This window comes from Candidatus Desulfolinea nitratireducens (genome assembly GCF_982879505.1).
This window is the reverse complement of record NZ_CEYOSI010000149.1, coordinates 1,595-7,624: the sequence shown is the minus strand read 5'-3', so window position 1 is coordinate 7,624 and position 6,030 is coordinate 1,595. Positions and strand designations below refer to the sequence as shown.

Sequence of the window (6,030 nt, the reverse complement as noted above, 5' to 3'; positions counted from 1 at the left end):
GTTGACTCCATTCGGTTTTCAGTCTGAACGGCATGATACTCAATTTAGACGATATTGACAAACTCTTTGCCCGGGCTGTTGTATAATCTGGTGAGTATTACTCGACTGAACAATGAGGCTTCCAATGAAAAGTATATTAGGTCTGCTGATTACCGCCATGGCCATCATCGCTCTTGTAGGTGTGAGCGGTGGTTTATTAGTCTTAGCAGCATACGGGATTGGTTGGATGCTGGTGCAGATCCTGCCATTGTCGCCATTCGAAGCCACGCTGCTCAGTCTGATTGCGCTGAGCGTAATAGGATCGGCCGCCTGGAAATTTGTGATGGCTATGCTTTCAGAGCCATTGCTGTCCCCGATATATGACGATGAATTGGATGATGAATGGGATAATGTCAAGCCAAATGATCGCTGCCCCTGTGGTAGTGGGCGTAAATACAAAAACTGTCATGGTAAGAAAAATGTCTGAGCAGAGGGAATATTTGAGGTTATGATGCAATCGCACCATCCAATCTGACCAAAATTCCACTGATTAACCCAAAAGGGTTATCGAGAATCTTAGTGGACAGGAAAAGTAGCCAGGACAACCCAAAGGCGACACCATTTTTCAGCGGATATCAAAGATTCTCACAACTAGCTATTTATGGCTTTGTCGACTAATCAATACAAGAGCGGTATAATATAAATGCATCAAGAGGAGTGACTGAGTTGAATATTTCCTCTTGCAAAAAGATGCAAACAGGAGTTGCTGATTAGTCTAAAAAAAGATTAGTAACCCGCCCCACGCACCCGTAGCTCAATGGATAGAGTAGCTGACTTCGAATCAGTTGGTTGGGGGTTCGAGTCCCTCCGGGTGCATCCGACTCGCAGAAGCCGCCAACAGATGATGTTGAGCGGTTTGTGTTTATGTAATGGTTTTAGAAAAAGTGCAAACTTGATGTGTTGCACATCGAATTTTATCTTTGAACATTGAACTCAAGTCAAAATAACCGTACATATATGCAAGTGGCTTCTTTATACAGCGGCTATAGCTTGTAGTAACTCCATCCAATGTCTCCTTTTTTTGCAAAGGGGACATTTTAACTTGTCGGAAATAGGACATTACTACTTATCGCTAACAACAGCCTTGACAATCCAATATCTCCATGTTATCTTCATGGAGCCCAGCAATGGTCTATACCATTCAATTGTTAGCACATGAAACACATCCACAAATTTACAAATAAATCCAACGGCAAATAATAAATAATATGACAGTACCAAGGTACATCCAGATTGCTGAAAATTTGCTTGAGAGGATTGCAACAGGTGAACTGGTGCCTGGTGAACGTCTGCCCTCCGAGCGAGAGTTGAGCAAAACACTGAACGTCAGTCGCATGACATTGCGGGCAGCACTGCGCGAACTCGATAACAAAGGCCTGTTGGCGCGCCGGACAGGGGATGGAACCTATGTCGCGCAACCCAAAATTGAGCGGCAGGCGGGAAAACTGGTGCCCTTCACCGAAGGCATGCGCCTCCGCGGTTACCAAACAGGCGCAAAAATCATTGCATTTGAAGAACAGGGAGCTAAAGAGTCAGCTGCCAGCCAATTGAAAATCCCCGTTTCTGCACCAATATATTATATTCAACGCTTGCGATTTATCAAGCAAGAGCCAGTCATGCTGGAAAAATTCGTTGTGCCAGTCTACTACTTCCCTAAGCTCAACACATACGATCTGGAGCTGCGCTCGTTTTACGAAATAGCGGAAACTGAATACGGGATCACAATACATCAGGCCCAACAAAGCCTGGAGGCAGTCTCGGCTACAGAGTTTGAGGCAGAGTTGTTAAATGTTGATCTAGGCGCACCCTTAATGTTAGAACGACGCCAGGCTTTTGACTCAGATAGCCACCCCATTGAATATGGTCAGGACTTATATAGGGGTGATCGTTTTCGTTTCATCACCGAATTTGCTCAAAAGGAAAAGATGTTATGAGGGATCAAGCGCAAGTTGTAGTAATTGGCGGCGGTATCACCGGATGCAGCATCGCCTATCATCTGGCCCAGATGGGTTGGACAGATGTAATATTGCTGGAAAAAGGGGAATTAACCAGCGGGACGACGTTTCACTCTGTCGGCCTCGTCAGCCAGTTTCGAACGTCACCAGCTCAAATGCTGCTGATGAATTACAGTATTCAACTATATAATCAGTTTAAGGCTGAAGTTGGAAAAACATTGGGGTGGCACCAGGTGGGAAGTTTGCGTCTGGCTTCCAGCCCAGACCAACTCAAGGCGTTGCAGCGCAACGTCAGCCGAACCAAAGCACTTGGCCTGGATGCCGGGATCATCTCCCCTGCCGAAGCAAAACGAATTTTTCCACCCATGACTGACGAAAAGCTCTTCGGGGCAGTGCATATCCCGGACGATGGGTACCTCGACCCAAACGGCATCACTTATGAGTTCGCCCGTCGGGCAAGAAAGATGGGTGTCCAGGTTCACACGGGGGTCCTCGTGACAGGGATTGACTTGTCATCGCGTGGTGAGATCACTCAAGTGAACACCACTCATGGGTCTATTAAGACTGAGATCGTGGTCAATGCTGCCGGAGAATGGGCGCCGCGTATCGGCGATATGGTCGGCGCAAACATCCCTATGACAGCGATCATGCACCAATTCCTGACAACCAAACCCATCCCCGGTCACGAATTGCCCCTGAATACCCCGGTTGTACGTGATCCGGATAACCTGGTTTATATTCGCGAAGAAGTGCGTGGTTTCCTGATTGGCGGTTTTGAACTTGATCCAAAAGCCTGGTCCGTTGAAGGTGTGCCATGGGAGTTTACCCAGCAACTTCTACCTCCTGAATGGGACTTGTTCGATGTGTTAATGGAAGGCGCGATGCGCCGGGTACCCATCCTGGAAAATGCGGAAGTCATTGGGTTGATCAATGGCCCGGAAGCTATCACCCCTGATGGGCAATACTGTTTGGGGCCTTTGCCCGGAATACGGGGTTTCTATGTGGCAGCGGGCATGTCCCTCAACGGCATTGCCGGTGCGGGGGGTGTGGGAAAAATCATGGCTGAGTGGATTATCGAGGGCCATCCTTCTATTGATGTTCACGAAATGAACGTGCGGCGCTTTGGCTCTCACTACGCAGACCTGCATTACACTGCCGAGCGGGCCCGTGAGGTTTATAAACATTACTACTATTTGCATTATCCCAACGACGAAAGCGAGTGGGGACGCCCCAAACGTCTCAGTGCTCTCTATCCCCGTCTCCAAGAATTGGGTGCAGTGTTCGGAGAGAAAAATGGTTGGGAGCGTGCCAATTATTTCGAGTCAGATAAAACCTGGCGAAGCGCCGGTGCCGAGCAGCGCCAGTGGGGTTGGGGACGCCCTCTCTATTTCAAGCAGGTAGGCGATGAACATCGGGCCATACGCGAGCGGGTTGGCCTGTTGGATATGACCTCCTTTGGCAAAATTGACGTGAGCGGCCCCGGCGCATTGGCCCTGCTCCAACGCCTGGCCTGCAACAACGTTGACAAGCCAGTGGGCAGCCTGACCTATACCCAGTTTCTCAACGATCAGGGTGGTATTGAGAGCGACGTAACCATCGCCCGGTTGGATGGAGAGTACTTCCGGGTGATTACCGGCACCTCTTTTGCCGCCAGAGACCTGGGATGGATCAGGTTGCATGTGCTGGAGGATGGGCCGGTTGAGGTACGAGATGTTAGCGACGATTGGGTCGTGGTGAGCATCTGGGGCCCACACGCTCGCGATGTGCTGCAATCTGTGACCGGGGAGGATGTTTCGAATAAAGCCTTTCCCTACATGACAGCCAGGGAAATTACGGTAAATGAGGTAGATGTGTGGGCACAGCGGGTCAGTTACGCTGGCGAGTTGGGCTGGGAGCTATATGTGACCCCGGAACAGGCCGTCAGTGTTTGGGATATCTTAATGACGGCCGGACAGAAATTCGGAATTCAGCCCGTTGGCTATAAAGCATTGGAATCGCTACGCCTGGAAAAGGGCTACCGTTACTGGAGCGCTGATATCACTCCAGACGAAAATCCTTACGAAGCCGGGATAGGTTTCACCGTGAGACTGAAGACCGGCGGTGATTTCATCGGCCACCAGGCGTTGCTAAAAGCCAAAAAAGATGGTATCCAGCGGCGGTTGTGCACGCTGACCATGGATGATGACACCTGTGTCATTTACGGTGGAGAAGCTGTTTACGCCAAAGATAAACTCGTAGGGCGTGTGCGCAGCGGGGGCTATGGTTACTCCATCGGTAAAAATATTGCTCTCTCCTATCTGCCGCTCGAATTGGCAGATCAAGGGACTCAAGTTGAAGTAGAGATATTTGGTGAGCGTTTCCTTGCGGAAGTTGCAGCAGATGTACTTTATGACCCCGCGAACGAACGTTTACATGGCTAACTATGACAGATAGCTTGATTTTGTCTACACAACAAGGAAGTTGATAGATACACTGGAAAACCAGTAGATTTGGATGCCTTATGACAAACAGCACTGAAGATTTCGGCCGTATACAGCAGAATTACCTTATGCAAAGCTGGGGTGTGCAGGGGCGTTATGATCCCATCCCTGTAGAAAAAACTGAGGGCTGCTGGATATATACTACGGATGGAAGGAAAATATTTGATCTCCGTAGTGCGCATGAGTGTATCAACCTGGGGTTCAGACATCCAAAAGTTTTACAAGCCATGCGTGAGCAAATGGAGAAGGTGATTTACGTCACGGATGACTTTGCAACCGAACCTACAGCCCTATTAGCCAAGACACTGGCAGAACTTACCCCTGGTGACCTGCGAAAACGTGTCTGGTTTGGCCAAAGCGGCGCGGCAGCGGTTGAAGCCGCAATCAAGGCAGCCCGGTTTTACAAATACAATCAGATGGTAAAAAAGGGTCTTGCGCTTGAGACAGCTACGCACTCGTACCCATATCCATACAAAATTATATCTCGCTACAGGTCTTATCACGGAGCCACTGCGGGTGCGATGAGTGTCAGCGGCGATCCAAGACGTTGGTTTCAGGAACCCTTCGTCGTACCCGGTGTTGTCCATGCTCCCGATGCCTATTGTTATCGTTGCCCGTTTAATCACACATACCCGGCCTGTGGCCTGGCCTGCGCCGAATACATTGACCAGATGATCGAGCTGGAAGGAGGGTCACAAAAAGTTGCCGCGGTGATCATCGAACCCATCGTGGGATCCAATGGCATCATCCCGCCGCCGCCCGAATATCTCCCGAGATTGAGAGAAATTTGTGACAAGTGGGATATCCTCTTGATCGTTGATGAAACCATGACCGGTTTTGGAAGAACGGGGAAGATGTTTGCCATTGAGCACTACAGTATTATCCCCGATATTCTGATAATGGGAAAAGCGCTGGGCGTGTACTGCCCGCTCACAGCGACAATCTTCAGTCATAAGGTTGCTATGAGCTTTGAAGAGAATCTGTTTGGCCATGGTCAGAGCTACTCAGGGCACGCGCTGGCTTGTGCTGCAGCCCTGGCCAGCATTAATGTCTTACAGGAAGACGGCCTGGTGGATCACGCCCGAGAGATGGGTGAATATCTGGGCCAAAGGCTGATTGCGCTCGCAGAAAAACACCCTGCCATCGGCGACGTTCGCGGGCTGGGGCTTTTCTGGACACTGGAGCTAGTACAAGATAGAGAGACCAAAGAACCAGTGCGTCTGGCAACCGAGAAATATGCCTATACGGTAGTGAGCAAGATTGCCGAATACCTGTTGCAGGAAAAAAATATTTACGTCCCGGCAGACAAGTTTGGAATTTGGATTGTGCCTCCCCTGGTTGTCACAAAAGAAGAGATCGATTTCCTTGTATCAGCTATTGATGATGCCTTGGAAATTGCTGATAATGAAGGGTAAAAGAAAATGGATTTACTAAAAAAGCAATCAGAAGGTGACGTAAATATCTCCCCACGCAGAGATAAATGGCAAGCGGACAACCTCGACGCCCAAACACGTGCTCTTTTGGATGAGGATGCGCGCTACTTTTTGCATCAGTCG

5 protein-coding genes and 1 tRNA gene are annotated in these 6,030 nt (G+C 49.4%); all 6 read left to right on the top strand.

The features are described from left to right. Positions 1-124: 124 nt before the first annotated feature. Complete coding sequence (locus AC3DOM_RS12605) at positions 125-466, top strand: SEC-C metal-binding domain-containing protein (RefSeq protein ID WP_487919399.1); 342 nt, start codon at positions 125-127, stop codon at positions 464-466. Between the two features lie 316 nt (positions 467-782). Next, positions 783-855 (top strand) — tRNA-Arg (locus AC3DOM_RS12600). Positions 856-1,247: 392 nt separating this feature from the next. Further along, positions 1,248-1,973 carry a GntR family transcriptional regulator gene (locus tag AC3DOM_RS12595; protein ID WP_487919398.1) on the top strand — a complete coding sequence of 242 codons (726 nt, stop codon included), beginning with the start codon at positions 1,248-1,250 and terminating at the stop codon, positions 1,971-1,973. Further along, the gene (locus AC3DOM_RS12590) at positions 1,970-4,414 is read left to right on the top strand and encodes a GcvT family protein (protein WP_487919397.1); all 2,445 of its coding nucleotides are present in this window, start codon (positions 1,970-1,972) and stop codon (positions 4,412-4,414) included. The genes AC3DOM_RS12595 and AC3DOM_RS12590 overlap by 4 nt, the downstream gene beginning before the upstream one ends. A gap of 80 nt (positions 4,415-4,494) precedes the next feature. Further along, the gene (locus AC3DOM_RS12585; protein ID WP_487919396.1) at positions 4,495-5,889 is read left to right on the top strand and encodes an aminotransferase family protein; all 1,395 of its coding nucleotides are present in this window, start codon (positions 4,495-4,497) and stop codon (positions 5,887-5,889) included. Positions 5,890-5,895: 6 nt separating this feature from the next. Further along, positions 5,896-6,030, top strand: a 135-nt coding sequence (locus AC3DOM_RS12580; RefSeq protein WP_487919402.1) for a hypothetical protein, incomplete at its 3' end; no start/stop codon positions are given.